At 63.7% G+C, this 24,326-nt stretch carries 25 protein-coding genes; 15 read left to right on the top strand and 10 right to left on the bottom strand.

Annotated elements, in window-relative coordinates; translation table 11 throughout:
* The first annotated feature begins 10 nt into the window (after nucleotides 1-10).
* The 14 genes from QMA10_RS12380 to QMA10_RS12445 all read left to right on the top strand — a co-directional run bounded on the left by QMA10_RS12380 (nucleotide 11) and on the right by QMA10_RS12445 (nucleotide 13,788).
* Nucleotides 11-685, top strand: coding sequence for a TetR family transcriptional regulator (locus QMA10_RS12380; protein ID WP_290168782.1), 675 nt, complete (start codon nucleotides 11-13; stop codon nucleotides 683-685).
* Between the two features lie 467 nt (nucleotides 686-1,152).
* Nucleotides 1,153-1,941 (top strand): enoyl-CoA hydratase/isomerase family protein, encoded by a 789-nt coding sequence (locus QMA10_RS12385; protein ID WP_290168759.1) that lies wholly within the window; start codon nucleotides 1,153-1,155, stop codon nucleotides 1,939-1,941.
* 1 nt (nucleotide 1,942) lies between these two features.
* Nucleotides 1,943-3,934, top strand: coding sequence for an NAD(P)/FAD-dependent oxidoreductase (locus QMA10_RS12390; protein ID WP_290168783.1), 1,992 nt, complete (start codon nucleotides 1,943-1,945; stop codon nucleotides 3,932-3,934).
* A 344-nt stretch (nucleotides 3,935-4,278) separates the two neighbouring features.
* Entirely contained in the window at nucleotides 4,279-5,316 is a 1,038-nt protein-coding gene (locus QMA10_RS12395) for a substrate-binding domain-containing protein (protein WP_290168784.1), read from the top strand.
* A 49-nt stretch (nucleotides 5,317-5,365) separates the two neighbouring features.
* Nucleotides 5,366-6,148 (top strand): SDR family NAD(P)-dependent oxidoreductase, encoded by a 783-nt coding sequence (locus tag QMA10_RS12400; protein ID WP_290168785.1) that lies wholly within the window; start codon nucleotides 5,366-5,368, stop codon nucleotides 6,146-6,148.
* 1 nt (nucleotide 6,149) lies between these two features.
* A complete protein-coding gene (locus tag QMA10_RS12405) occupies nucleotides 6,150-7,313 on the top strand; it encodes an ABC transporter ATP-binding protein (protein ID WP_290168787.1) in 1,164 nt (387 codons plus the stop codon).
* Nucleotides 7,313-9,037 carry an iron ABC transporter permease gene (locus QMA10_RS12410; protein WP_290168789.1) on the top strand — a complete coding sequence of 575 codons (1,725 nt, stop codon included), beginning with the start codon at nucleotides 7,313-7,315 and terminating at the stop codon, nucleotides 9,035-9,037. Before QMA10_RS12405 ends, QMA10_RS12410 begins: the two co-directional genes overlap by 1 nt.
* Before the next feature lie 38 nt (nucleotides 9,038-9,075).
* Nucleotides 9,076-9,825: an SDR family oxidoreductase gene (locus tag QMA10_RS12415; protein ID WP_290168790.1), complete on the top strand. Its 750-nt coding sequence runs from the start codon at nucleotides 9,076-9,078 to the stop codon at nucleotides 9,823-9,825.
* A gap of 116 nt (nucleotides 9,826-9,941) precedes the next feature.
* Complete coding sequence (locus tag QMA10_RS12420; protein WP_290168792.1) at nucleotides 9,942-10,508, top strand: type 1 glutamine amidotransferase domain-containing protein; 567 nt, start codon at nucleotides 9,942-9,944, stop codon at nucleotides 10,506-10,508.
* Between the two features lie 88 nt (nucleotides 10,509-10,596).
* Entirely contained in the window at nucleotides 10,597-11,526 is a 930-nt protein-coding gene (locus QMA10_RS12425; protein WP_290168793.1) for a DUF2797 domain-containing protein, read from the top strand.
* A gap of 69 nt (nucleotides 11,527-11,595) precedes the next feature.
* Nucleotides 11,596-11,826, top strand: coding sequence for a hypothetical protein (locus QMA10_RS12430; RefSeq protein WP_290168794.1), 231 nt, complete (start codon nucleotides 11,596-11,598; stop codon nucleotides 11,824-11,826).
* A complete protein-coding gene (locus tag QMA10_RS12435) occupies nucleotides 11,823-12,272 on the top strand; it encodes a MaoC family dehydratase N-terminal domain-containing protein (protein ID WP_290168795.1) in 450 nt (149 codons plus the stop codon). The genes QMA10_RS12430 and QMA10_RS12435 overlap by 4 nt, the downstream gene beginning before the upstream one ends.
* Nucleotides 12,273-12,277: 5 nt before the next feature.
* Nucleotides 12,278-12,709, top strand: a complete 432-nt coding sequence (locus tag QMA10_RS12440) for a MaoC family dehydratase (protein ID WP_290168797.1) — start codon at nucleotides 12,278-12,280, stop codon at nucleotides 12,707-12,709.
* A 5-nt stretch (nucleotides 12,710-12,714) separates the two neighbouring features.
* The gene (locus QMA10_RS12445) at nucleotides 12,715-13,788 is read left to right on the top strand and encodes a UDP-N-acetylmuramate dehydrogenase (RefSeq protein WP_290168829.1); all 1,074 of its coding nucleotides are present in this window, start codon (nucleotides 12,715-12,717) and stop codon (nucleotides 13,786-13,788) included.
* Here the strand turns inward: QMA10_RS12445 and QMA10_RS12450 are convergent, their stop codons facing one another.
* The 10 genes from QMA10_RS12450 to QMA10_RS12495 all read right to left on the bottom strand — a co-directional run bounded on the left by QMA10_RS12450 (nucleotide 13,789) and on the right by QMA10_RS12495 (nucleotide 23,237).
* A complete protein-coding gene (locus tag QMA10_RS12450; protein WP_290168799.1) occupies nucleotides 13,789-14,223 on the bottom strand; it encodes a hypothetical protein in 435 nt (144 codons plus the stop codon).
* Nucleotides 14,224-14,335: 112 nt separating this feature from the next.
* Nucleotides 14,336-15,475, bottom strand: a complete 1,140-nt coding sequence (asd, locus tag QMA10_RS12455) for an aspartate-semialdehyde dehydrogenase (RefSeq protein WP_290168801.1) — start codon at nucleotides 15,473-15,475, stop codon at nucleotides 14,336-14,338.
* A 9-nt stretch (nucleotides 15,476-15,484) separates the two neighbouring features.
* Nucleotides 15,485-16,171: a dihydrofolate reductase gene (locus QMA10_RS12460; protein WP_290168802.1), complete on the bottom strand. Its 687-nt coding sequence runs from the start codon at nucleotides 16,169-16,171 to the stop codon at nucleotides 15,485-15,487.
* A gap of 11 nt (nucleotides 16,172-16,182) precedes the next feature.
* Nucleotides 16,183-16,986 (bottom strand): thymidylate synthase, encoded by an 804-nt coding sequence (locus QMA10_RS12465; protein ID WP_290168804.1) that lies wholly within the window; start codon nucleotides 16,984-16,986, stop codon nucleotides 16,183-16,185.
* 51 nt (nucleotides 16,987-17,037) lie between these two features.
* Nucleotides 17,038-17,499 carry a DUF1648 domain-containing protein gene (locus QMA10_RS12470; RefSeq protein ID WP_290168805.1) on the bottom strand — a complete coding sequence of 154 codons (462 nt, stop codon included), beginning with the start codon at nucleotides 17,497-17,499 and terminating at the stop codon, nucleotides 17,038-17,040.
* A gap of 65 nt (nucleotides 17,500-17,564) precedes the next feature.
* Nucleotides 17,565-18,092: a ferritin gene (locus QMA10_RS12475; RefSeq protein WP_290168806.1), complete on the bottom strand. Its 528-nt coding sequence runs from the start codon at nucleotides 18,090-18,092 to the stop codon at nucleotides 17,565-17,567.
* A gap of 81 nt (nucleotides 18,093-18,173) precedes the next feature.
* On the bottom strand, nucleotides 18,174-19,145 hold the full coding sequence (locus QMA10_RS12480) for an NUDIX hydrolase (RefSeq protein ID WP_290168808.1): 972 nt from the start codon (nucleotides 19,143-19,145) through the stop codon (nucleotides 18,174-18,176).
* Between the two features lie 5 nt (nucleotides 19,146-19,150).
* Nucleotides 19,151-21,376, bottom strand: a complete 2,226-nt coding sequence (locus QMA10_RS12485; RefSeq protein WP_290168810.1) for an RNA degradosome polyphosphate kinase — start codon at nucleotides 21,374-21,376, stop codon at nucleotides 19,151-19,153.
* Between the two features lie 92 nt (nucleotides 21,377-21,468).
* Nucleotides 21,469-22,434 (bottom strand): mycothiol synthase, encoded by a 966-nt coding sequence (gene mshD / locus QMA10_RS12490; RefSeq protein ID WP_290168831.1) that lies wholly within the window; start codon nucleotides 22,432-22,434, stop codon nucleotides 21,469-21,471.
* Between the two features lie 92 nt (nucleotides 22,435-22,526).
* Nucleotides 22,527-23,237, bottom strand: a complete 711-nt coding sequence (locus tag QMA10_RS12495) for a response regulator transcription factor (protein WP_290168812.1) — start codon at nucleotides 23,235-23,237, stop codon at nucleotides 22,527-22,529.
* Nucleotides 23,238-23,382: 145 nt separating this feature from the next.
* Here QMA10_RS12495 and QMA10_RS12500 point away from each other — a divergent pair, with 145 nt between their 5' ends.
* On the top strand, nucleotides 23,383-24,129 hold the full coding sequence (locus QMA10_RS12500) for a hypothetical protein (protein ID WP_290168814.1): 747 nt from the start codon (nucleotides 23,383-23,385) through the stop codon (nucleotides 24,127-24,129).
* The last annotated feature ends 197 nt before the right edge of the window (nucleotides 24,130-24,326 follow it).

Genomic DNA, 24,326 nt, shown 5'->3' on the forward strand with positions numbered 1-24,326 from the left:
GGGTATTGCCATGGGAGAAAACGGTGCGACGGCTTTGGACCCTATTGTGGCGGGAGTTCCCCTCAGCGACCTGGCCGCAGTCAACGAAGTTGCACCGGGGCCGCGTTCAAAGCGCAGCGCGATCCTGGACACCGCGGTCACCAAGTTCGGAGCGGACGGGTTCGAGGCCACCAAATGGTCCACTATCGCGGACGAGGTCGGGATCGGCCAAACGGCGCTGTACCACTACTTCGAATCCAAGGCGCATTGCCTGTTGACGATCATCCGGTTGGAGTTGGCGCAGTCCTACCAACGTTTCTGCAGGTCATCCCAGATCGGATCGACGACGGGGGAGGAAATCGAGGCGGTCTTGGAGAGTGTCTTTGACGTGTCCACAAAAGCCATCATCCAGACACGCATCGTGATGGCCAACAGCGATGTGCTGGCGGCCCCGCGGAACTCCGCACGGGAGGAAACCGAACGTGTGGCATGCCTCGAGCTGACCCGGGAAATCGAAAACGCTTGGGTCCAGCTTTTTCGCAGACATTATGAACAGACGGGATCCGAACACGATCCGGTGCTGGTGGCACGTGCCGTGTTGGGTCTGTTCAACAGTGTTTGGCGCTGGTATCGGCCCGACGGGCCCCTGAGCCTGGCGAAGGTCAGCGCGTTCTACCGGGAATCCGCTCGGCGGATTATCGATTAGTACTGACAACAACTTGAATGTTGCCCGGGAACGATAATGCAGGCTGGCGACGCCCGGGAGCGGACGATGCCGGCCACCGCATGTTCGGGAGCCTGCGAGGGCAATAGGCCCGGCACAGGGTTGCGTCCGGGTCGTCTCCTGATGGACCGAATCCGGTTCCCGCCCTCCTGCCCTGTGCCCTGGCCCGCCTGGCCCGCCGGGACCGCTGGTGCCCCGGGCCTCCGCATCCACGCTCCGGGGGGGCGTTGTCCATTCCCAGAGACACGGCCCCTTTTTAGGGGCGGCTCATCCTTCGGCAGAACCAAATTCGTCGGCAAAGGTGAGCTGTGGCTTCCCCTGTCTTCGCTCCTTGCCGTGCGCTCGCATCCAGGCCTTGACACAACACAGCGCGGACCTAGACTTGGGTAACCAAAACAAACTGAAGTCACTTCATTTTGGGAGTTGCTTCACCGACGGATGGAAGTGCCATGGCTGTGGAAGACGAGATCCAGTTTGAGCGTGACGGGCACGTGGCCCGGGTGTGGCTGAATCGACCGCATAAGCGCAATGCCGTGACGGTTGAGGTGCTGGACCGTCTGGATGAGATTATTACCGAGATTGATGCTGACCCGGAGCTGCGGGTGCTGGTGCTGCGGGGGCGTGAAGGCACGTTCTGCTCGGGCTTTGACCTCGATGCCCTGCAGGCGGATTTCGTGGGTCAGTCCCTGGCCATCGAGGTTGCGGTGAAGTCCGCGAAGGTCTGTGACCGGCTGTATTCGATGAAGACTCCGTCGGTGGCGGTGTTGGAGGGGTATGTGACCGCCGGTGGGTTCGAGTTGATGATTTCCTGTGACTTTGCCATTGCCGATGACGAGGCGAAGATCGGTGATTTCCATATCCGCCGCGGACTCTACGGGGGCGCGGGCCCGATTTACCGGGTGCCGCGGATGATCGGTATCCGCAAGACCAAGGAGCTGATGCTGACGGGCAAGCTGCTTTCCGGTGTGGAGGCAGCGCAGTGGGACCTGATTAATCTCTCCGCTCCGGCGCATGAGCTGGATAAGCGGGTGGATGAGTTCATTGCGGATCTGACGGATAAGAGCCCGTTGACGATGTGGATCACCAAGATGACGGTGGATCGGTCCCTGGATGCGGACACGCAGTCGTTGATGGTTATGGAGCATCTGGCCGTGGGTGTGGTGCTGCAGTCCAATGATGCTGCCGAGGGCGTTTCCGCGTTCCTGGAAAAGCGTGAGCCGGTCTGGACAGGCAACTAACATGACAGCGGCTCCGGAGAAGAACCGGACGGACGGGGACAGTGCACCCAAGGCTGGCGACCCGGTTCGGATTCGCGGACTTATCCTCCGAAACCGCCTGACAGCCACAGCTCACGGGCTCGCCGCCGTTAGGGACGGCGAGCCGCTGGAGGGGGATGCCGAGTACTGGGCTCGTCTCTCACGCGGCGGAGCCTCCATGCTGGTTGCCGGGGCGACTCAGGTGGCCAAGGAATCGCTGTTGCGCCAGCGGTACCTGACGGAGGCCTTTCGCCGCGAGACTCTCCCCGGCCTGCGCCGCAGGGCTGTGGCCATGAAATCCGGGGGGGCAGTTGCAGCCCTGCAGTTGGGCCATCTCGGACGGGAGACCCTGGGCGCCAACACGAGCTACGCTTTTGTCTCGCCCAGCGCTGTCAAGTCCCCCCGGGAGCAGACGCCTGTACGGGTTCTTCGGACAGAGGAAATTTCAGATCTGGTCAATGCCTTCAAAGTATCCGCACGCAATGCGTATGAAGCAGGGTTCGACGTTGTCGAACTTCACGGAGCCCATGGCTACCTCATTGCCAACTTCCTGAATCGTTTGGTCAACACGCGCAGTGACCGTTTCGGGGGAGGCGCCGGGCAGCGCATTCTGTTCGTGCAGCAAATCATTGAAGCTATTCGCGGCGTCTCCGGGGACGCTCCTTTGGGACTGCGTGTGTCAGTTGAGGGTGGTTCGGAAAGCGGGCTGGCCATGGATGACCTGTGCGAGCTGCTGCAGGTGCTGCAGGACCGGGCTCCGGTGGACTACATCAACCTCAGTTACGGGGTGCGGGGGCACTATGTGCCGGACATGGCGACGGAGGTTCCCCGGTTAGTTCCAGACAGTGGCAGCTTGCGTTCGGTACTTGACGTACCACTCATTGTTTCCTCTGCATTCCGCAATTCGGCTTCCATTGACCAAGCACTGTCCTCCAGGTCAGCGGACCTGATCGGTATGGCCCGTGCCCATATCGCTGATCCGGATTTTGTGGCCAAGATGCTCGGCGGACGTGAATCCGAAATCAGGCCCTGCGTGGCCTGCAACGAGGACTGCCGCGCCTTCGATCCGACGGCCCTGTGCACCGTGAATCCAGCTTTGGCGCCGCAGGGTGAAACCCTCCGGCCGGCCTCGCCCATTGTCCTCAGGCTTGGACCCACCCGCGTTTCTCCGCGGCTGGCGGTGGTCGGAGCCGGCCCGGCTGGGCTGGAATGCGCCATCACTGCCGCTGCTGGAGGAGCCGAGGTGGTCCTTTTCGAGGGGGCCGACCGTATCGGCGGCCAGTTGCTCACTGCGGCGGCAGGACCGAACCGTTCCGGTTGGTTGAACCTGCTGGAGTTTTACGAGAGTTCGCTGTTGCGCGGCAGGGTCAACGTCAAACTCGGGGTCCGCGCAGACTCTGCGTCGCTGGAAGGGTTTACCGACGTCGTGCTGGCCCTCGGCGCCCGGGAAGAGGTCGGACCTGTGCCTGAAGGCGGCACTGTTTGCACCTCCTCCCAGTGGCTGCACGGGAAGCACGGGAGCGGCCGTATTGGGAACATAGTCATTGTCGACGATGGTTTTGGGTGGTGGACGCTGGTCAGTTCCATCGAGGCGGCCATAGCCAGAGGAGCCGAGCGGATCAGTGTCGTGACCCCGGCGGCAGGGTTCGCCGGGGGCATTCCTGCCGAGTCAAGGATGCAGTTCCAGGCACGGCTGCAAGGGGTTCCTCTGCATATAATCCCGTTCACTGAGCTTGAGGGTGCTCCTGCTGGCGCGGCCGTCGTCCGCCACATTTACTCGGGGGAGTCCACCCGCCTCAATGCCAACATTGTGGTAACCGTGGGGTTGCGGGTGCCGCAAACCTTGGCCGTTGCCGGGAGGGATTCATCGGTGCGGATAGTCGGCGACGCAGTGATTCCCCGGCGCGTCAGCCATGCGGTCAGCGAGGGCCGCAGGGCAGGACTTGACGTCCTCGCCGCAGCAAAAACTCCCTGATTTGCGCGTTCGGAGGCAAAGGGTTGCCGTCGTCGCACTGGATCCTGGAAGGCTCGGCATGACGGATGTCAGGCCGGGCCGGATACCGGATTTCTGCCGTTATGCGCGCGTCTGGGCGCGGCGGAGATGGCCGATTCACATCATGAAAGGTGATTGACATTACACATTTCGACAACTAGCTTTCTAACTGACATCAGTTCAGTTTCAGTAAGGTTTTCGGTCGTTGAATGGTGTCGGAATGGTCGATTCGGGAAGTGCTGGAAGGCAACCCGACACAAGGTTTCACCCGTTCAATCAACAACGGAGAACCTCATTAGAGGTTCCGAGGGAAAGCTCGTGCACAAATGAGATCACTCACGAAAGTGGTTGCAACTCTCGCGATCGCCGCGTCAACGTTCTGCCTGGCGGCTTGCGGGGGGAGTGCGGCGTCGTCCGGTCCGGTGGAGGGAACCTGGGACGACGTCGTGAAGGCAGCGAACGAAGAGGGCAAGGTGATGCTCTACTCGACGCAGAAGCCGGCCAATCTGGAGGCGCTGAAGGCGGCTTTCCATGCCGAATACCCCGAGATCACCATGGAGATCGTTCGCGGAACCGATGCTGAAATCACTCCCCGGATCGAGACCGAGAAGAAGACCGGCAAGGGTGTCGCTGACGTTCATATGCTCACGGACGCCCCCTGGATCGAGAACGCGGCAGCTTCAGGTGCCTATTCGGCCGATTTGCTCGGCCCTGAACTGGATTCGCCGGCTTATGTGCCCGATAAGAGCGTCATAAAGGACCGCTTTTGCCTCGTGAGTGCAGCGGTGTTTGGGCTGGGATGGAACACGGATGCGGTACCTGGCGGCTTGAATACTCCACAAGACCTTCTGGACCCCGCGTTCAAGGGCAAAATCGGCATTGTAAACCCGACCGGAATTGCCTCCTATGTGGATCTTTACCGCTACTACGCCAAAACCTACGGCGAGGATTACTGGGAGCAACTGGCCGCTCTGGAACCTCGCATCTATCCGAGCGCGTTGGGGGTGGCTCAGGCACTGACCTCCGGTGAGGTCGTCGTGACTCCCTCAGTGCAGCCATTGGTTACCGAAGTCGAGGCCGGTGCACCGGTCGACTGGAAACTGCAGGACAGTTTTTGGGGTACCCCTTGGTACGCCCATGTCGTAGCCATCGCTCCGCATCCGAACGCAGCGCAGGTCCTGGCGGACTTCATGGTGACCACCGAGGGACAAACGGCCCTCAATTCAGGTTATGCAGCTGCCCTTCCCGATATCCCCGAAGCCGTGGCGGTAGCTCAGGACATTGCCTCCCCCGACGCCGCGAACCTGACCCCGGAAAAGGTTGAACAGTATTCCGAGGAGTGGCAGAAGCTCTTCCAGCGCTGACCCTCGAGATGGAAATCCGACCCCCAGAATTTCGGAAGAGAGCGACAGCATGAATGAAGCGGCAAAGAAGTTCAGCGGAACCACGGTATTGGTTACGGGTGCATCGAAGGGAATCGGTGGTGCCTGCGCAAGGTTGTTTGCGCAGCACGGCGCAACAGTGTGGCTGACTGACATAGACGATGCGGCCGGCACAGAACTCTCCTGCGTCCTCGGGCCGAACACCTATTTTCGGCATCTTGACGTGACGGCAGAATCCGAGTGGGAGTCCTTGCTGCTGGAGATCAACGAGACTGGCCAACAGATCGACGTCCTTGTGAACAGCGCCGGCGCTGCCATCAAGGCGCCATTGCTTGAAACCTCCCTGGATCAGTTTCGAGCGATGCTGGAGCTGAACCTAGTTGGGACCTTCCTGGGAACCAAGTCTGTCGCAGGACAGATGCGGGCCGGCGGTTCGATCATCAATCTCGCATCGTTGCGGGGTGTGCTGGCGACCGCAGAACTCGGAGCCTACGGTGCATCAAAGTTCGGAGTTCGGGCGCTGACGAAGGTTGCCGCGCTTGAATTGGCTGACCGCGGAATCCGCGTTAATGCCGTTTGCCCGGGAAGTATTGACACCCAGATCTCCGCTTCGCCGGGCTTTGCTGACGATGACGTCGAGGCTTATATCCAAACCATCCCCATGCAGCGCCGGGGCACGCCCGAGGAAGTGGCGAAAGTCATTCTCTTCCTGGCAGGAGAGGACAGCGGCTATGTCACAGGGACCGACATCCTCGTGGACGGCGGCACCGCCGCCGGCGCCCGTACTCCGAAAAAATCAACCCAGAAGGTATGAGATGACCTCCAAATTCAGAGTTTCCGGTCTCACGAAATCCTATGGATCGAACATCGTCGTCGACCAGCTCGACCTGGAAATTGAAGAGGGTGAATTCCTGGTTCTGCTGGGACCCAGCGGTTGCGGCAAGACGACGACGCTGCGCTGCCTGGCCGGTCTGGAGACCCCGCAGGACGGCACCATAACGTTTAAGGACCGGATGGTCTTTGACGGACAAAGCCACCTGAACGTGCCGGCGCACAAACGGAACATTGGCATGGTCTTTCAGTCGTATGCGCTGTGGCCGCATATGACGGTGCGGAAAAACATCGGGTATCCACTCAAAGTCCGGAATATGAAACAGGACATCGACAGCGGTGCAATTGAAGCAGCAGCCGAGATGGTGGACTGCGGTAAGCTGCTCGACCGTTATCCTTCCCAACTTAGCGGCGGCCAGCAGCAGCGTGTAGCCGTTGCCCGCGGGCTGGTGTCCCGTCCGGATCTGGTCCTCTTCGACGAACCGCTCAGCAACCTTGATGCCCGGCTGCGTGACCAGGTGCGGTCACAAATTCATCAGTTGCACCAGAAACTTGGCTTCACTGCCGTTTTTGTCACTCATGACCAGTCCGAGGCCTTCGCTCTCGGAGACCGCCTCGCAATCATGAAGTCCGGAAAGATCGAGCAATACGATGCTCCGGAGCATGTATTCGAGAATCCGGTGTCTGAATACGTTGCGGCATTCATCGGGATGGGTAACCGGCTCGAGCTGCGGAACGGTCACGACGGCTGGATGACATCGGCAAGCGATCCGATTGATTTGAAGCGGGCCGCCGTTCGTGGACTGGCAGATGAGGGCGCCACTGCAGTGGCCCGTTTCCGCCCGGATGACCTGACGCTGCACCGGTCCATGAATGAGGTCCCAGCTGGAAACGTTTCGCTTCACGCCGAATTGGTGACGTATGAGTACGGCGGCAGGCATTTTGACGTCACCGTGAAAACCGGCACCGAGGAATTGACGCTGCGCGCGAATGCTTATGAACACAGCGCAGCCCTTCGCGCGAGCAAACCAGGTGAACCGATGGTCGTGAGCTTTTCCCCGTCGGCGTTGCGGGTATTCGCTGCCAACACGGGGGACGCTGCCGCGGCAAGGCAGCTCACAGCAGTGCCTGCCGAGGCGGCAGCCTGATGGCAATCCTGTCCACGGAACGGCCGTCGACGGCGTCGACGACACCGGCGCACCGGCACAAGGGGATCCCTGTACATTGGCGGGCACGGATTTGGTATGGGGCTCTGTTGGTCGTTCTTGCCTACTTGGTCCTGTTGCCGATGGTCCGGTTGCAGCTGCTGGCTTTCGAGAACGATGCCCAGGGTTACCGTACCCAGTACGGCCGCTATGACATCGCCCAGACAATCGGAACAACGGTCGCCTTTGCGCTTGGATCATTGGTTATCGCAATGGTGCTGGGCACACTGCTGGCGTTTGCGGCGAGCAGGCTGCCAGCCAAGGCGGGTTTTTTGCGCGTTATCCCTATTCTGCCGATCGTGATGCCCTCGGTGGCCAATATCGTCGGCTGGGCGTTCCTGCTCTCGCCGGGGCCAGGTTACCTTAACGTCCTGCTGCGAATGCTCCCGTGGTGGAACGGATCCGACACCGGACCCATCGATGTCTATACCTTGCCGTGGATCATCATCCTGACTGGATTCGGCTTGACGTCGTTCGTCTACTTGTTCGTCAACTCCGGGATGGAAAGTATCAGCTCAGAACATCTTGAAGCTGCCCAGGTTAGTGGATCATCAAGCCTCGGCGTGTTCTTCAGGGTGCTGCTGCCATTGCTTCGGCCGTCCCTGATCTACGGCGGCGGCATCGCGTTCCTCCTGGGACTCGGGCAGTTCACTGGCCCGCTGCTGCTCGGACAAAACAGCGGTGTGAAGGTACTGACAACCGAAATGTACCGACGGGTCTCGGAATCACCGTCCGATTTCGCGGCAGCGGCAGCGGCCGGCTCGCCGCTGGTCATCTTCGGCATTGCCTTGGTTTTGATCCAGAAGGCGATGCTCGGTGATCAGACCCGGTTTGTCACGCACGGCGGCAAGGCTTTTGCGCCCCCGACAGGCAAAGGTACATGGGCCACAATTACCATCTCATTGTTCGCGTTGGTTTCATTGGTGATCCCCATGGTGGGCCTCATCATCGTTTCGCTGACGCCGTATTGGTCTGGATCACTCTCCTGGAGCCTCCTCACCCTGGACAACTTTCGCGTGCTGTTTGCCACGGATGCGATCGTCGAATCCGTGGTGACCAGCGTCCTGACATCCCTGGGAGCGGTGGCCATCTGCGTACCCATCGGATATCTGATGGCCAATCTGCTCGTCCGCGGGCGGCGGTTTAGGATCCTTGCAATGATCGCCGACCTGATCACGGCCCTGCCGCTGTCCGTCCCGGCGGTTATCTTTGGTGTCGGGTTCCTGCTGACCTACACAGAACCGCCGTTCATCCTGTATGGCACCCGCACAGTCATCGTCCTGGTCTACATCGTGCTGATGCTGCCTTTCGCAACACGGATGCAGATGACCTCGATGCTTGCACTGGGCAACACCTATACGGAGGCCTCGGCAACCAGCGGAGCGTCCCCGTTCGTGACGAACATCAGGATCATGCTCCCACTGATGCGCCCGACTATTCTGAGCGCCGTCGCACTGATGTTCATCCTGCTGACACACGAGTTCGCCGCATCACTGCTGGTGCGTTCCTCGACCACCCAGGTGATGGGCACATTGCTGTACGACATGTGGCAGAACGGCACCTATCCGCTGGTGGCCGCAATGGCACTGCTGATGACAGCTGTGACAACGGCAGGCGTTGGCGTTGCCATGTTGATCGGCGGCCGCAACGTGCTCAGCAAACTGTGACGATCGAAAGGCCGGCTGGGATGGTTCGCGGAGCAGATTTGAGGTTGCAGGACAAAGTTGTCCTCGTGACCGGGGCGACCGGAGGAATCGGCGTTGAAATCGTACGCCGGCTGGCTTCCGAAGGCGCCTCACTGGTCGTCACCGATCTCGATGCCGCAGCGTGCGAGGACCTGATATCCGGACTGGACGAGCCGGCACGGCATCATGCGGCCGGCCTGGACATTGCCTCCGAGCGGCAGTGGATTGAGACTGTCGCTGTTATCGACCGAAAGCTCTCGCGACTGGACGCGGTGATCAACAACGGTGCGATAGGAAGCATAGGAACGGTCGTCGACGAAAACCTGGAACGGTACAACAGGGTCATTGAGGTCAGCCAGACCGGTACTTGGCTCGGGATGAAGCACGGCGGGGCCCTGATCGAGCAGACCGGCGGCGGCGCGATTGTCAACATCTGCTCGATCTTGGGAACGGTTGGTGGGATGGGGAACAGCTTTGCCTACGCAGCAGCAAAGGGTGCCGTACGCACGATGACGAAAAATGCTGCTCTGTACTGGGCGAAGAAGGGCGTTCGGGTGAATTCGGTTCATCCAGGGTTCATAGAAACACAACAGCTGCTCGAACGCTACGAAGGCACGGACCGGCACACGTCAATGGTGGCAAACACACCGATGGGTCGGCTCGGCCGGGCTGCCGACGTCGCGGCGGCCGTTGCATTCCTGGCAGGTGACGACGCGACCTTCATCACGGGAAGCGAGCTGAATGTCGACGGCGGGTGGACCGCCGCCTGAAAAATATTGTCAGCTTGCTTATTGTTGCCGGTTTTTTCTAGGGTGGAGGCAACGGAATCTTTCGATTCCAGGCGGCATGCAGCCGCCCCTCAGAAGTTCTGCGAAACGGAGGCAACATGTCCGAACATGATATTTCCGGCAAGAAGGTCGCTTTTCTCCTTACCGACGGTGTGGAACAGATTGAGCTCACCAGCCCCTGGGAGGCCGTGAAGGCCGCAGGCGGCGTCCCCACTCTCGTCTCGCCGTCCAGCGGCACGGTCCAGGGTTTTGACGGTGTGGAAAAGGGCGAAACGTTCACCGTTGACCTGCCCGTGGCAGATGCCAGCGCGGATGATTTCGATGCCCTGGTTCTCCCCGGCGGCGTCGTCAACGCCGATTTCCTGCGCGTGGACAAGGACGCGCAGGCTTTCACCCGCGCCTTCTTCGAAGCGCACAAGCCGGTGGCATCCATCTGCCACGGACCGTGGCTGCTGATCGAGGCCGGCGTAGTGAAGGGCCGGGACCTGACCTCGTACCACACGCTGGCCACGGACCTGATGAACGCCGGCGCCAACTGGAGTGACGAGGAAGTGGTGGTGGACCAGGGCCTGGTCACCAGCCGCAACCCGGACGACCTGCCGGCTTTCAATGACAAGCTGTTGGAGGAAATCGCCGAGGGCGAGCATGAGGGCCAGCACGCCTAACGGCGAAGGGATAATAGGGCGGGAAAGCGCGGAAGCGTTTTCCCGCCCTTTTTCCGCCCCGAGCCTGCTGCTGCCCCTGGAGATACACGTGAGAACTGACACCGGCCGTTATTTGAGTGCCGGAGTTTCATGGGACGACGCCGGTCCCTGCCTTGCGCTGCGCTCTCCCGCAGGCGAGACCCGGCAGATGCGGCTCGACGCCGGCACGGTCCTGTCCTACCGGGTCCTTCCCGGCGAAGACGGAGCGCTGCGGCATTGCCTGGGATCGGTGAAGGTGCAGGACCGGTACACCCGTACCGCCGAACCCTGCCCGGGCCACTGCGCAGCCGAGCGCGGCTACCAGTGCGGGTCCTGCTTCGCCCGCGATGACTGGCGGCTGGTGCACAACGTTCACCGCTCAGGCATCGCGCCGCCGGGACTCAAGCTGTACCTGGAGCAGCCGCACTGGCTGTACGTTGCCACCTTTGCGGACGGCAGCACCAAAGTGGGCACCGCCGCCGACGGACGCAAACACCTGCGCCTCGTTGAACAGGGCGCGGTTGCCGCGCGCTATGTTGCCCGGGCGGACAACGGCCGGGTGGTCCGCGTCCTGGAAGACCTGGTCACCAATGAAGCGGGGCTGGTGCAGGCGGTGCGCTCGGGCGTCAAGGCCGCTGCGTTGGCGCAGCCGCTGGAAGCAGGCGTCCTGGACCGGACCAACTCCGTGCATGCGGCGGCAGCCCGGGATCTGCTGGCCGGGACGGACATCCCAGGATTCACCGTGACGGCCGAAACCTTTCACCGCCCGGATCAGGCCGAAACGGTCCTGGGCGCCGCCGGAGCCATTGCCTATCCGCTGGATCCGGGCAGCGGCGAGCACGCCATGGTCATTCAGGCCATGGTGGGCGCAGCGGCGCTGGTGGCGGTGGAAGGCACGGATACCCCGTTCCTCGCCGATCTGGCCCGGCTGAAGGGCCGCCGCCTCCACCTCGGTTCCTACCAAACCAGGCTTCCCGCCCTGCAGACAGCGCTCTTCTAGGGCCGGAGCCGATGCCCGGCTCCGGGCACCGTTTCGCGGCCGGAGGCGCCCCGCCTGTATTCTGGGGGCATGCTAAACACCCCGTGGGAAACCGGTTCCGCCCTGTACCGAAAGCTGGTGGTATCCGCCCTGGTGGTTTCCGGAGCCGGCGTGCTGATGGTCGTTTTCGGCGCCATCGGAGATTCTCCGCTGCTGATGTACATTGCCGCACCCGTAATTGTGGCGGGCATGTGCCTGCACCTGAGCGGTATGGTGGTTCGAGCCCGGGACGCCCGTCGCCGGATGAAGGGAACCAAATGAGCATCAATCCCGAACTGCAGGGGCGCAGCTATCCCGCGAGCGAGCCCTACCAGGTAGGCCGTGAAAAGATCCGCGAGTTCGCCCGTGCGGTCAAGGCAACCCACGCCGCCCACTATGACGTCGCCGAAGCCGGGCGCCTGGGTTACGCCGACCTGATGGCTCCGCCCACCTTCGCCGTCATCGTGGCCCAGCGCGCCGACGCGCAGCTGATCGCCGACCCGGAGGCCGGCATCGATTTCACCCGCGTGGTGCACGCCGACCAGCGCTTCACCCACCACCGGCCCATCGTCGCCGGTGATGAGCTGATTGCAGAACTTCATGTGGATTCCGTCCGGGCCATGGGCGACGGCGCCCTCCTCACCACCCGCTCGGAAATCTCCACCACCGAGGGCGAAAAGGTCGCCACCGCCGTGTCATCCATCCTCGTCCGCGGAGAAGGGCAGTAAACGCCGTGTCCATTGCATTGAGTGAACTCGCCACCGGACAGGACATCGGCTCGTCGACGCTGGAAATTTCCCGTGCCGACCTGGTCCGCTACGCCGGAGCCTCCGGAGACTTCAACCCCATCCACTGGAACGAACGGTTTGCGCGCAGTGTGGACCTGCCCGGAGTCATTGCCCACGGCATGTTCACCATGGGCGCGGCCGTGCAGCTGGTGACGGACTGGATCGGCGATCCCGGTGCCGTCATCGACTACCAGACGCGCTTCACCCGCCCGGTACCGGTCGAGGACATTGACGGGAAAGCAGGCGCCGTCGTGGAAGTCACCGGAGTCATTGGAGCCCTGGACGCAGACAATTCCACCGCACGCGTGGACCTCACCGTCACCTTCAACGGCCAGAAGGTGCTGGTCAAGGCGCAGGCGGTTGTACGGATCTGGTGAGCGCGCTGACCTCTTTACCCCTGGCTTCCCTGACCACCTCACGCGTGGGCGGGCCAGCCCGCCGCTACCTCAACGCCGAAACCGAGGACGAGCTCATCGGAGCGGTCCGTGCCGCCGATGAGGCGAAGGAACCGCTGCTGATTGTGGGCGGCGGTTCCAACCTGCTGATCTCCGACGCGGGGTTCGACGGCGCAGTGGTCCACGTTGCCACCCGCGGCTTGGAATTCACCGAAGATAAAAACACGGTCACCGTCCGGGCCCAGGCCGGGCACCCGTGGGATGAGCTGGTGGGTGAAACCCTGCGCCGGGGCTGCTCCGGGCTCGAGGCACTCTCCGGCATTCCCGGGCTGGCCGGTGCGACGCCGGTGCAGAACGTCGGTGCCTACGGTGCGGATGTTTCGCACAGCATTACCGGCGTCCGGGCCTGGGACCGGGAAACGCGCAGCATTGTGCAGTTCACCAACGGCGAGCTGCAGTTCGGCTACCGGGACTCGGTGCTCAAGCGCACCACGGTGAACGGCTCACCGCGTTACGTGGTCCTGACCGTGGACTTCGGCCTGACCCGCGGCATGGAGAGCGCACCCGTGCGCTACGCCGAGCTCGCCCGGGCGCTGGGCATAGAGGCGGGGGAGCGGGCCGCTGCCGAAGACGTCCGCCGCGAGGTGCTGCGGCTGCGCGCAGGCAAGGGCATGGTCCTCGATCCGGAGGATCCCGACACATGGAGCACAGGGTCCTTTTTCACGAATCCCGTGGTTTCCGAGGAGGAAGCAGCGCATCTGCCGCCCGAGGCTCCCCGCTACCCGGTGGCAGAGCCCGGCATGGTCAAGCTCAGCGCCGCCTGGCTCATTGACCGTTCCGGGTTCCCCAAAGGCTTCGGCCTGCCGGAGACCGGTCAGGGAGCTGAGCTGGCCGGTGGCCGGGCTTCGCTCTCCACCAAGCACACCCTGGCGGTAACCAACCGCGGCAACGCCACGGCCGAGGACCTGCTGGCTGTGGCGCGGGCAGTGGCAGACGGCGTGTACGAAGCCTTTGGCCTTCGCCTGCACCCGGAGCCGCTGCTCATCAACTGCTCGCTGTAGTCAGGCTGCCCCGCCGCGGTTCCGGCGCATGATCTCGGCGGCGGCCAGGACTTCGCGCACCTGTCCGCTGTGCCAGGACCGGTCCACCAGCGCCCGGCTGCACAGCCACTGCACCAGGCGGGACGTCAGGCTCACCTGGGTCCGCCGGTCCTGCAGCCCGGGCAGCAGCCACTTCGGGGCCAGGAAACCGTGCAGTGTATAGAGCAGGTCCTCGGCGTCGAAGATCCGCGCAAAGGCGTTCTCCGCGAGGAAGTCCCGTTCCAGGTCCAGCAGGGCGGCACGGTCCGGCGTCAGGAACATCCAGCCGTCCGTTTCCAGGTACAGCCGCAGCTGTGCAAGGACCCTGGCATACCGCGCTGCCGTGGCTGTCTGTTTGCCCTCGGCGCTGAGGGTGAAGAAGGTGCGGAGGATCTCTTCCACGCTGAACTTGTCCATAAGCGCACCCTCCCACCTGCCACCGACACTGCGCAGCACACGCAAAAGCGGACCCGTCCCGGGGGGAACGGATCCGCTGGGCGGAGCCGGGTGCTGACCGGCCCTTCAGGGCTTAGAGGTTGCCGGTAGCAATCCGGAGCATGCGGCGCAGCGGCTCCGCTGCACCCCACAGCAGTTGGTCGCCGATGGTGAAGGCGCTGATGTACTGCGGACCCATCTCCAGTTTGCGAATCCGGCCCACCGGAATGTCCAGGGTGCCGCTGACGGCTACGGGGGTCAGCTCCGCCATGGAGGCTTCCTTGGTGTTGGGAACCACCTTGGACCACTCGTTGTCAGTGTCGATGATCCGCTCAATTTCCGCTACCGAAAGATCTTCGGTGAGCTTGAGCGTCAGCGCCTGCGAATGTGAGCGCATGGCACCGATGCGCACGCAGAGCCCGTCAAACGGGATCCGCCCGGCAGCCTCCCGGCCCAGGATCTTATTGGTTTCGGCACCGGCCTTCCACTCTTCCTTGGACTGTCCGTTGCCCAGATCTGCGTCGATCCAGGGGATCACCGAACCCGCCAGCGGTACGCCGAACTGCGAGGAATCCATGGCCGGGTTCTTTTGCTGGGCCAGCACCGCGCGGTCAATGTCCAGGATGGCGGAGGCCGGGTCTGCCAGCTGGTCCGCAACCACGGAGTTCAGCGAGCCGAACTGGTTGAGCAGTTCGCGCATGTGCCGGGCTCCGCCGCCGGAGGCAGCTTGGTACGTCATGGAGGTGCCCCACTCCACGAGGCCGTTGCGGAACAACCCGCCCAGCCCCATGAGCATGCAGGACACGGTGCAGTTGCCGCCCACGAAGTTCCGGATCCCGTGGGCCAGTCCGGCATCGATCACGTCCCGGTTTACCGGGTCCAGGACGATGATGGAGTCCTGCTCCATCCGCAGCGTGGACGCGGCGTCGATCCACAGGCCGTTCCAGCCGGCGTCGCGCAGTTTGGGATAGACCTCTGAGGTGTAATCACCGCCCTGGGCCGTGACAATAATCGGCAGCTTCGCCAGCGTCTCGACGTCGTAGGCGTTCTGGAGCTCTCCTGCACCCGATGCGAAGGACGGCGCGGCGCCCCCGGCATTGGAAGTGGAGAAGAACACGGGGTTGATCAGGTCAAAGTCGCCTTCGTCCTGCATGCGCTGCATCAGGACGGAACCGACCATGCCCCGCCAGCCGACGAAGCCAGCGGTGGGTACAGGGGTAGCTGCGAAAGTCATGGTCCCAGTTTAGGGCAGGGGCGCGCTGCCGTGGTGATTGGTGACGCCGCTGTCCGTATCCCGGACCCGGGTCCAGAGGGCTATCCGATAGGAGGTGCCGTTGCTGCCCGTGTTCCAGCCGTCGGCGGGGCTCACCGCAGTGAACCCCCAGTCCGTGCCCAGATGCGGCGCGTAGGTGTCGCCCGCGGTGTCCGTATCAATCACGGTGACCACGGCCGCATCGGCCAGGGGCTCGGCGGCCGCATACAGCTGGGCACCGCCCACAATCCAGATTTGTTCGCTGCCGCCGGGACTGTGCCGGGCGGTGTCCAGCGCCTGCTCCAGCGTGGGAACGACGACGGCGCCGGCCGGCGATATCTCGTCCGCCAGTGCTTCACTGGAGCTCACCACAATATTGGTGCGGCCGGGCAGCGGCCGGTACGCGGCGGGAAAGGACTCCCAGGTACGCCGGCCCATGATGACCGGGTGCCCGGCGGTGGTGTTCTTAAAATGTGCCAGGTCCTCGGGCAGATGCCACGGCATGCCTCCGTCCCGGCCGATGACCCCGTCCACGGTTTGAGCCCAGATCATGCCCACCAGCGGCTGCGGCAGACCGTCCGGGTAGGCGGCTGACAGAGCCGCCTTCAGATCCATGCCGTCAGGAAAGACCTCTCCTGCACTGGTGGCGAAATAACGAACGCCGGCGGAATCATTCAAGGGAAAGCCTCTCAGACTGCAATCGGAGCTTTGATGCCGGGATGGTGGCGGTAGTCCAGGACCTCAAAATCCTCCAGGACGTAATCGAAGATTGAGTCCGGCTTCCGGGCCAGGCGCAGCTGCGGGTACGGGAACGGCTCGCGGCTGATTTGTTCGCGGACCTGGTCCACATGGTTGTCATAAATATGGACGTCACCGCCGGTCCAGACGAACTCTCCCGGCTCCAGGCCGGTCTGCTGCGCCACCATGAGGGTCAGCAGTGCGTAGGAGGCAATGTTGAAGGGGACTCCGAGGAAGAGGTCCGCCGAGCGCTGGTACAGCTGGCAGGACAGTTTCCCGTCCGCCACGTAGAACTGGAACATCGCGTGGCACGGCGGCAGCGCCATGTTGTCCACTTCCGCGGGATTCCAGGCCGTGACGATATGCCGGCGGGAATCCGGGTTGGTGCGGATGCTTTCCACCACCTTGGCGATCTGGTCTATCTGTCCGCCGTCGGGGGCCGGCCAGGAGCGCCACTGGACGCCGTAGACCGGACCGAGCTCGCCGTCGTCGTCCGCCCATTCATTCCAGATGCTCACGCCGCGCTCCTGCAGCCAGCGAACGTTGGAATCACCGCGCAGGAACCAGAGCAGTTCCAGGGCCACCGATTTGAAGTGCACCCGCTTGGTGGTGATCAGCGGAAAGGATTCGCTCAGGTCGAAGCGCATCTGGCGGCCGAAGACACTGCGGGTGCCGGTGCCGGTACGGTCGGACTTCTGCGTTCCGTTGGCCATGACGTCGCGGAGCAGGTCTTCATACGGGGTAGGAATAGTCACCGCACCAGTCTAGTTGCTTCCTGCTCCGCACAAAGGGGACACAGGACGTGCCTACACGGAGAGCTCGGCCACCAAACGGCGGTAGCGGCGCAGGGCCAAAATCCCGGCCCCGCCCATAGCAGCCAGGAATCCCAGCGTGGGCACGGCAAACAGCAGGACTGATCCGTCAGGCGGAAGGAACCAGCCGCGCAGGCTGATCCATGCCATCAGCAGGGACAGCTCCACAACGGTCAGGGCCAGGAAATACAACGTGGCATCCATGCCTGCCTGCTGGTGCACCTGCTCATCCACGCCCGCCGGCGCAGGATTAGTGAGCGGAAGGCGACGGCAAACCAGAGCTGTCAGGTACAGGAATACGATCAGCCCGGCTGACAGCAGCGGGCCGAAGAACACGCTCCCGAAGGACTTGTCTTCATAGCCGTCAGCAGTGCCGGTGCCGTCCCAATGCACCGGCACGCGCTCCGGCAGCGTCGGCCAGACCATGGCTCCCACCGCAGCCGCCAGCACCGTCACGAGGCAGGCGGCAACATACCAGCCGCCGTGAACGCCGGGAACGGCCGCGGTGCGGTTGACCGTGTTCAGAGGGCTCCGCCGGCAGCCTCGGGAGCGCCGGCGTCGCTTCCGCCGCCGTCGCCAACCTGCTCCCTGGCCATGAAGTTCTCCAGATCGAAGAGATTCCCGGCGCGCCTGGCCACTGTGAGGAGGGTGGACATGGAGGCGACTTCCTCCACCTGTTCCTTGAGGAACCAGAGCATGAACTGCTCGCCCAGGGCATCACCCTCCGCCCGTGCGGCGGCGAAGAGCGCCTCAATCTGGCGGGTGACCTGCCGCTCCTGCTCCAGTGCCAGCTCAATTGGCTCCACCACCGTGGTGAAGTCGTTGCGCACCGCGCCGACGCCGGGGATCCGTACGGGCATGTCCCGGTCCAGCATGTACTGCACCAGCATCATGGCATGGTTGCGTTCCTCCACCGACTGGGCATAGAAGTGGCGGGCCAGCTGCGGAAGGTCTTCACCGTCGAAAAACACGGCCATGGCAACATACTGCTGCGAGGCATTGAATTCGTTACCGATTTGGGCTTCGAGGAGTTCAGTGAAAGTCGTCATTGCCCCACCTTAGGGCGGGGGCCGGGCTCGCAAAAGGACGGTTAGCCTTAGCTATCCGGCGCGGCCCGGCGGTGAAAACACCTAGTCGTCGAAGGCCCGGAACCGCTCCAGCGACAGGATGCGCCCCTCCTCGGCGGCGGAGACCTGGCAGATAATCGCCTCGCCCGGCGCCAGGAAAGGATCCTTATCGGGCAAACCAATGGACAGCCCGGCCGGCATATGGCGTGCCAGAACCTCGAATGTCAGCGGCAAAACCGGCCGGTGCGTGCACAGGGCAACAGGTTTGGCCTTGTCGAACAAGGCTTCCACCGCGTTGCGGGCCTTGCCCGGCTTTCGCTTGGCGCTGTGCTCCGTGATGGCATCAACGGTTTTGAACTTCACGGCGCGCGACTTTACGTAGGGACGCACAGTCTGCACGCAGCGGACCCAGGGACTGGAGACCACCCGGACCGGCATCCATGCGGCCAGCAGCCGCGAGACGGCCTGTGCCTGGCGCAGCCCGGTGGCCGCCAGCGGACGGTCTCCTTCAGCCCTGGTCCAGGATGACCGGGGCTTGGCCTTGGCGTGGCGCACCACGATCAGCGGCCACGTCCGGAGCCGGCCTTCGGCATGGGCCTCCACCAGGGCGCGCAGCGGCTGCCGGTCGGATGGATTGCTGAGCTCGGCATGGGCCTGCGCCGGTGAACACCAGCGGACGCCGTCCACTTCCTTGCCGTCCGGCTCGGGTTTTCCCTCCTCGATGCGGGCAGCCCAGTAGTGGACAATCTTCATGCCGGATGCCACCGGGTAGACCGTGGCAGGCAGCGGAATGCCGAGCCGGATCCGTACCCCGGCTTCCTCCTGCACTTCGCGCACTGCGCACTCTGGGGTTGTCTCGCCGGCGTCCAGTTTCCCCTTGGGCCAGGACCAGTCCTTATACCGGGGCCGGTGGATCATGAGGACTTCAAGTTCGCCGTTCCGGGTGCGCCAGCAGATGGCGCCCGCAGCCACCACCTTGATGTCTGCGGGCACGGACTCGCCGGGACCGGCTTCCGGGCCGGGTGCGGCGGACATGGCCATCAACGGCGGACAGCGGCGCGCTGCCGGGACCGGGAAGCGAGCAGCCAGGACTGCACGTCCAGCAGCGGCTCCCCTTCTTCATTCATGTGGTGCCGGGTCCAGATGCCGTCCTTCTCCAGATGCCAGCTTGCCGTGGACGGGTCCATGTAGCGGTCCATCAGCGCAATGAGGTCCGCGATGTCCTCCCGGGAGGCCAGCTGCACCAGGGCCTCCACCCGGCGGTCCAGGTTGCGGTGCATCATGTCCGCCGAACCAATGAACACCACCGGATCTCCGGCATTGGCGAAGGCAAACACCCGTGAGTGCTCCAGGAACCGCCCCAGGATGGACCGGACAGTGATGTTCTCGCTCAGCCCCGGAACGCCGGGGCGCACCGAGCAGATGCCGCGCACAATCACGTCCACCCGGACACCGGCCTGGGAGGCGCGGTACAACGAGTCGATGATGGCTTCGTCCACCATCGAGTTGACCTTGATGATCACCCGGGCAGCCAGGCCGGCCTTCTTGTTGACGATCTCCCGTTCAATCCGGTCAATCAGCCCGGACCGCACTGACCGCGGAGCCACCAGCAGGCGCTTGAACGTGGACTTCGGGGCATACCCGGAAAGCTGGTTGAACAGCTTCGTCAGGTCTTCCCCCACCTGTTCGTTGGAGGTGAGCAGGCCCAGATCTTCGTAGTAGCGGGCGGTCCGCGGGTGGTAGTTGCCGGTACCGATGTGGCAGTAGCGCCGCAGCCCGTCCACTTCCTGGCGGACCACGAGCGACAACTTGCAGTGCGTCTTCAGCCCCACGATGCCGTAGACCACGTGCACGCCGGCCTGCTCCAGCTTCCGGGCCCAGGAAATGTTGGCCTGTTCGTCGAACCGTGCCTTGATTTCCACCAGGGCCAGGACCTGCTTGCCGGACTCTGCGGCATCAATCAGTGCATCCACAATGGGGGAATCCCCGGACGTGCGGTACAGCGTCTGCTTGATGGCCTGGACCCGGGGGTCGGCGGCGGCCTGCTCCAGGAAGGCCTGAACGGAGGTGGAGAATGAGTCATAGGGGTGGTGCAGCAGGATGTCGCGGCGGCGCATCGCAGCAAACACATCCGCCGGCTTGGAGGTTTCGGACTCCTTCAGGTGCAGGGACGTATGCGGCACCTGCTTGGGGTAGTGCAGGTCCGTGCGGTCGATGCGGCTGATGCCGGCCAGCCCGCGCAGGTCCAGCGGTGCGGGCAGCGCGTACACCTCGTCTTCTTCCACACCGAGTTCGCGCACCAGCAGCTCGCGGATGCTGGGATTGATGTCGGTGGTGACCTCCAGCCGGACGGGCGGGCCGAACCGGCGCCGCAGGAGTTCCTTTTCCAGCGCCTGCAGCAGGTTCTCGGCGTCGTCCTCCTCCACCTCCAGATCCTCGTTGCGGGTAACCCGGAAGGCGTGGTGTTCCATCACATCCATACCGGGGAACAGCTGGTCCAGGTGCTCGGCAATGACGTCTTCCAGCGGAATGAAGCGGGCCACGCGGCCGGCAACGTTTCCGGCCCTCGGGCCGTCCACGGAGATCAGGCGGGGCAGCTGGTCGGGAACCTTGACGCGCGCGAAGAACTCCTTGCCGCTGACGGGGTTGCGCACCACCACGGCAAGATTGAGTGAAAGGCCGGAGATGTAGGGGAAGGGGTGCGCCGGATCCACCGCCAGCGGAGTGAGGATTGGAAAAACCTTGGACGCGAACTGGCGGTGCAGATAGGCCTTGGCCGCGTCATCGAGCTCGTTCCAGCCCACAAGATGGATTTGTTCCTCGGCCAGGGCGGGCCGGATCTGGCGGGCAAAGACCTCGGCGTGGCGCTGCTGCAGCCGGTAGCCGGCCTCCACGATATGTTCCAGCTGTTCGATGGGGCTCAGGCCGGCAGCCGAAGGCACCGCCAGCCCGGTGGCAATCCGGCGCTTGAGCCCGGCAACCCGCACCATGAAGAACTCGTCCAGGTTGGACGCGAAGATGGACAGGAAGTTGACGCGCTCCAGCAGGTACAGGTCCGGGTCTTCAGCCAGCTCAAGAACCCGTGCGTTGAAGTGGAGCCAGCTGATTTCCCGGTCCAGGAAACGCTCCGGGCTGATATCCCCTTCCGGGACCAGCGCCGGGCCAAAGTCCGGAATATCAATCCTGTCCTCTGTGGCCCGGGGCGCCGACATGGACTCAGCCGATCCGAAAGTGGAGTGCGGCTCGGCGGCGGTATCGGATCCCATGGTTTCTCCCTGCAGTATGGCGGCGGTCAGGCGGTGCCGCCCGGAGGACCGGGCGGCAGGGCCGTCAATTCAACATTACAAGCTGTTCCGGCTCAACCGGCCGCGTACATCACATCCGCGTCCCAGCGGACAAAACCCAGCCGCTGGTACAGCGCCATGGCCGGAGCGTTGTCCGCATCCACGTACAGCATGATTGCCTGCAGGCCGCTGTCCCGGAGGTGCCGGATGCCGGCAATGGTCAGGGTGCGTCCCAGCCCCATGCCCTGGGCTTCGGGAACCACTCCCACCACGTACACCTCACCGATGGGCGGATGGCCGCCGGCACCGGGATGGACCTTCGTCCAGTGGAACCCGAGGATGGCATTGTCCGAGTCCCGCACAGCCAGCAGGAACCCTTCGGGGTCAAACCAGTCCTCCGCCATGCGTGCCGCGAGGTCACTCCGGGTCATGCCGCCCTGCTCGGGGTGGTGGGCAAAGGCGGCCGCGTTGGCTGCCAGCCAGGCATCGTCGTCGGACCCCGGGCGAAAGGCCCGCAGCGAGACGCCTTCGGGCAGTTCTGCCGCAGGCAGCGGGTCAGTACCGGCGCCCCGGCTCAGCCTCAGGCGCAGCAGCTCGCGCACCGGCCGATACCCAAAACGCCGGGCCAGCTCGGCGGCGGCATCATGGTTGCCGTGGGACCATGCCTGCGGTGCGGGAACGGACCCGGCGCGGACATAATCCTGCACTGAAGCTGCCAGCGCGGCTCCCACGCCTTTCTCGCGGTAGGCAGGGTGGACCACCAGTTCCAGCACCCCCGGCTCCCGGGGGCCGTCACTGATCAGCACAGCGACGCCGGCCAAAGCCTGGGTAGCCGACGGGTCCGAAGTCTCATCGTTGGAGTAGGTGGCGAAAACCAGCAGCGAATCCGGATCCGTGTCACCGGAACGCAGATCAACGAGGGTTTGTTCGGAGAGGGGCGGATTGCCGTCGGCATCGGCGGCAGCAGCAGCCAGCTCGCGGATGCGGTCCAGCTCATCGGGCTCCGGGGTTCCCTTGGTGACTGTTACGGGCCAGGGCATTACGCGTTCGTCTTTCATTGAAGAAGCCTAGCGCCCGGAGGGCACCGGACAAGCGGAGGGGCAAAAAGATCGGCCGGCAGTGTCGCGGCGGATCAGGCTTCCTGGCTCGCGGGCTGCGCGGGATCCCCGGCCAGCCGGGACCGGGTGAACCGGTAGCCCACGTTGCGGACCGTGCCGATCAGGTTCTCATGGTCCGCACCCAGCTTGGCCCGCAGCCGCCGGACATGGACGTCCACCGTCCGTGTGCCCCCGTAATAGTCGTAGCCCCACACCTCGTGCAGCAGCTGGTCGCGGGTAAAGACCCGGCCGGGATGCTGCGCCAGGTACTTCAGGAGCTCAAACTCCTTGTAGGTAAGGTTCAGCGCGGTGCCGTTGACCCGCGCCGTGTAGCTTGCTTCGTCAATGACGACGCCGGAGGCGCGGATTTCGGTGCCGGCCGCTTCCGGGGAGGAGCTGATCCTCGCGGACATCAGCCTCAGCCGGGCCTCCAGCTCGGCCGGTCCCGCTGAATCGAGGATGACATCGTCAGCCCGCCAGTTTGCCGCCACGGCAGCCATTCCGCCTTCGGTAAGAATAAGGATCAGCGGCGTATCCAGTCCGGTTGCCTTCAGCAGCTGGGTCAGCGAACGGGCGCCGACCAGGTCCTTGCGGGCGTCAATGAGTACGACGTCGCTGGGCTCGGTGTCGAGCAGCGCCGTGGGCTCGGCGGGGACAACCTGCACTTTGTGGTTGAGCAGACCGAGGGCCGGCAGGACCTCGGCAGAGGGTCCCGGATTGTTGGTCAGCAGCAAAATGTGCGACATGGATCCTCCAAGGTTGGGCGCACATCATCGGGCACAAGCTGGGCCGCTTCCGCAGTCGGGGCGAAGGTGGTTGAAAGTATACCCACGGCGCCCCTCCGCGCCCGTAGCTTTCATCTGCACTGCGTAATAAGGCAGGATGGCTTAGGTGAAACTTTGGAGCGTAGCGGTGCTGGCGGCAGCAGCCCTCATTGGCATCGTCGGTGCTTCGTACTGGTCCGTGGCGGCCGTAGCGGCGGTTACCGGCATTCTTTGCGTAGCCGTGGGGATCGGCTGGCCGCACCTTCTGGATGTTCCGGCCAAGAAAAGCCAGGGGGCCGTGCTGGCGCTCGCAGGCGCAGCCGCCTGTGCCGCCGCACTGGTTGCACCGTCCACCGCGCTGCTCACCTGGCTGCCCGGAACGGCGGCAGCGGGCGTTGGAGCCATCTTCCTCATTCAGCTGCTGCGCGGCACCGGACAGGCCCACCGGCTGGAATCAACCATCGGCAACATCGCAGGCGTCCTTCTGACCGTCATGGGTTCAGGCTGGGTGGCCGCGGACAGGCTGGCAGCTGCGGACGGCAGCCCGGCAGGAGTCACCATCAGCGCAGCCGGCATCCTCGCCGCACTGGCGGTCTCCCTGATCCCCCTCCCGGACCGGATTACCGCCCCGCTGGGCGTAGGCGCCGGCGCACTGGCCGGCGCCCTGGCCGGAGTCCTTCAGCCGGAAGCCGGAGTGCATGCCGCCGCTGCTGCGTTGATGGGAGCCGCAGGTGCCGCCGTCGTGATGGCTGTCCGCCGCCTGATCCTCTCCCGAGACATTCCCACCCGCCGCGGGCGGGTTGCCCTGGCCCTGGCACCCATCGTTGCGCTGGGCTCCGTGGTCTATTTCCTGGCCAGCCTGCTCGTCCCCTGAGTGCCGCGGATCCCGGCCGGCAGGTCATGGGAAGAAACGTCGGCGGCTCCGGGTTAGGATGTAGCTATGGATTCGCTTGTAGCCCTTGAAATCTTCTTTATCGTCCTGCTTGGCATCACCGGCGTCGGCATGGCCGCGTTCGCCGGCCTGGTCATCAGCCGCCTGTACAAAGGCCAGAAGTAACCCGCCCAAGAGCA

The organism is Arthrobacter sp. APC 3897 (assembly GCF_030407495.1).
GTDB lineage: Bacteria > Actinomycetota > Actinomycetes > Actinomycetales > Micrococcaceae > Arthrobacter_B.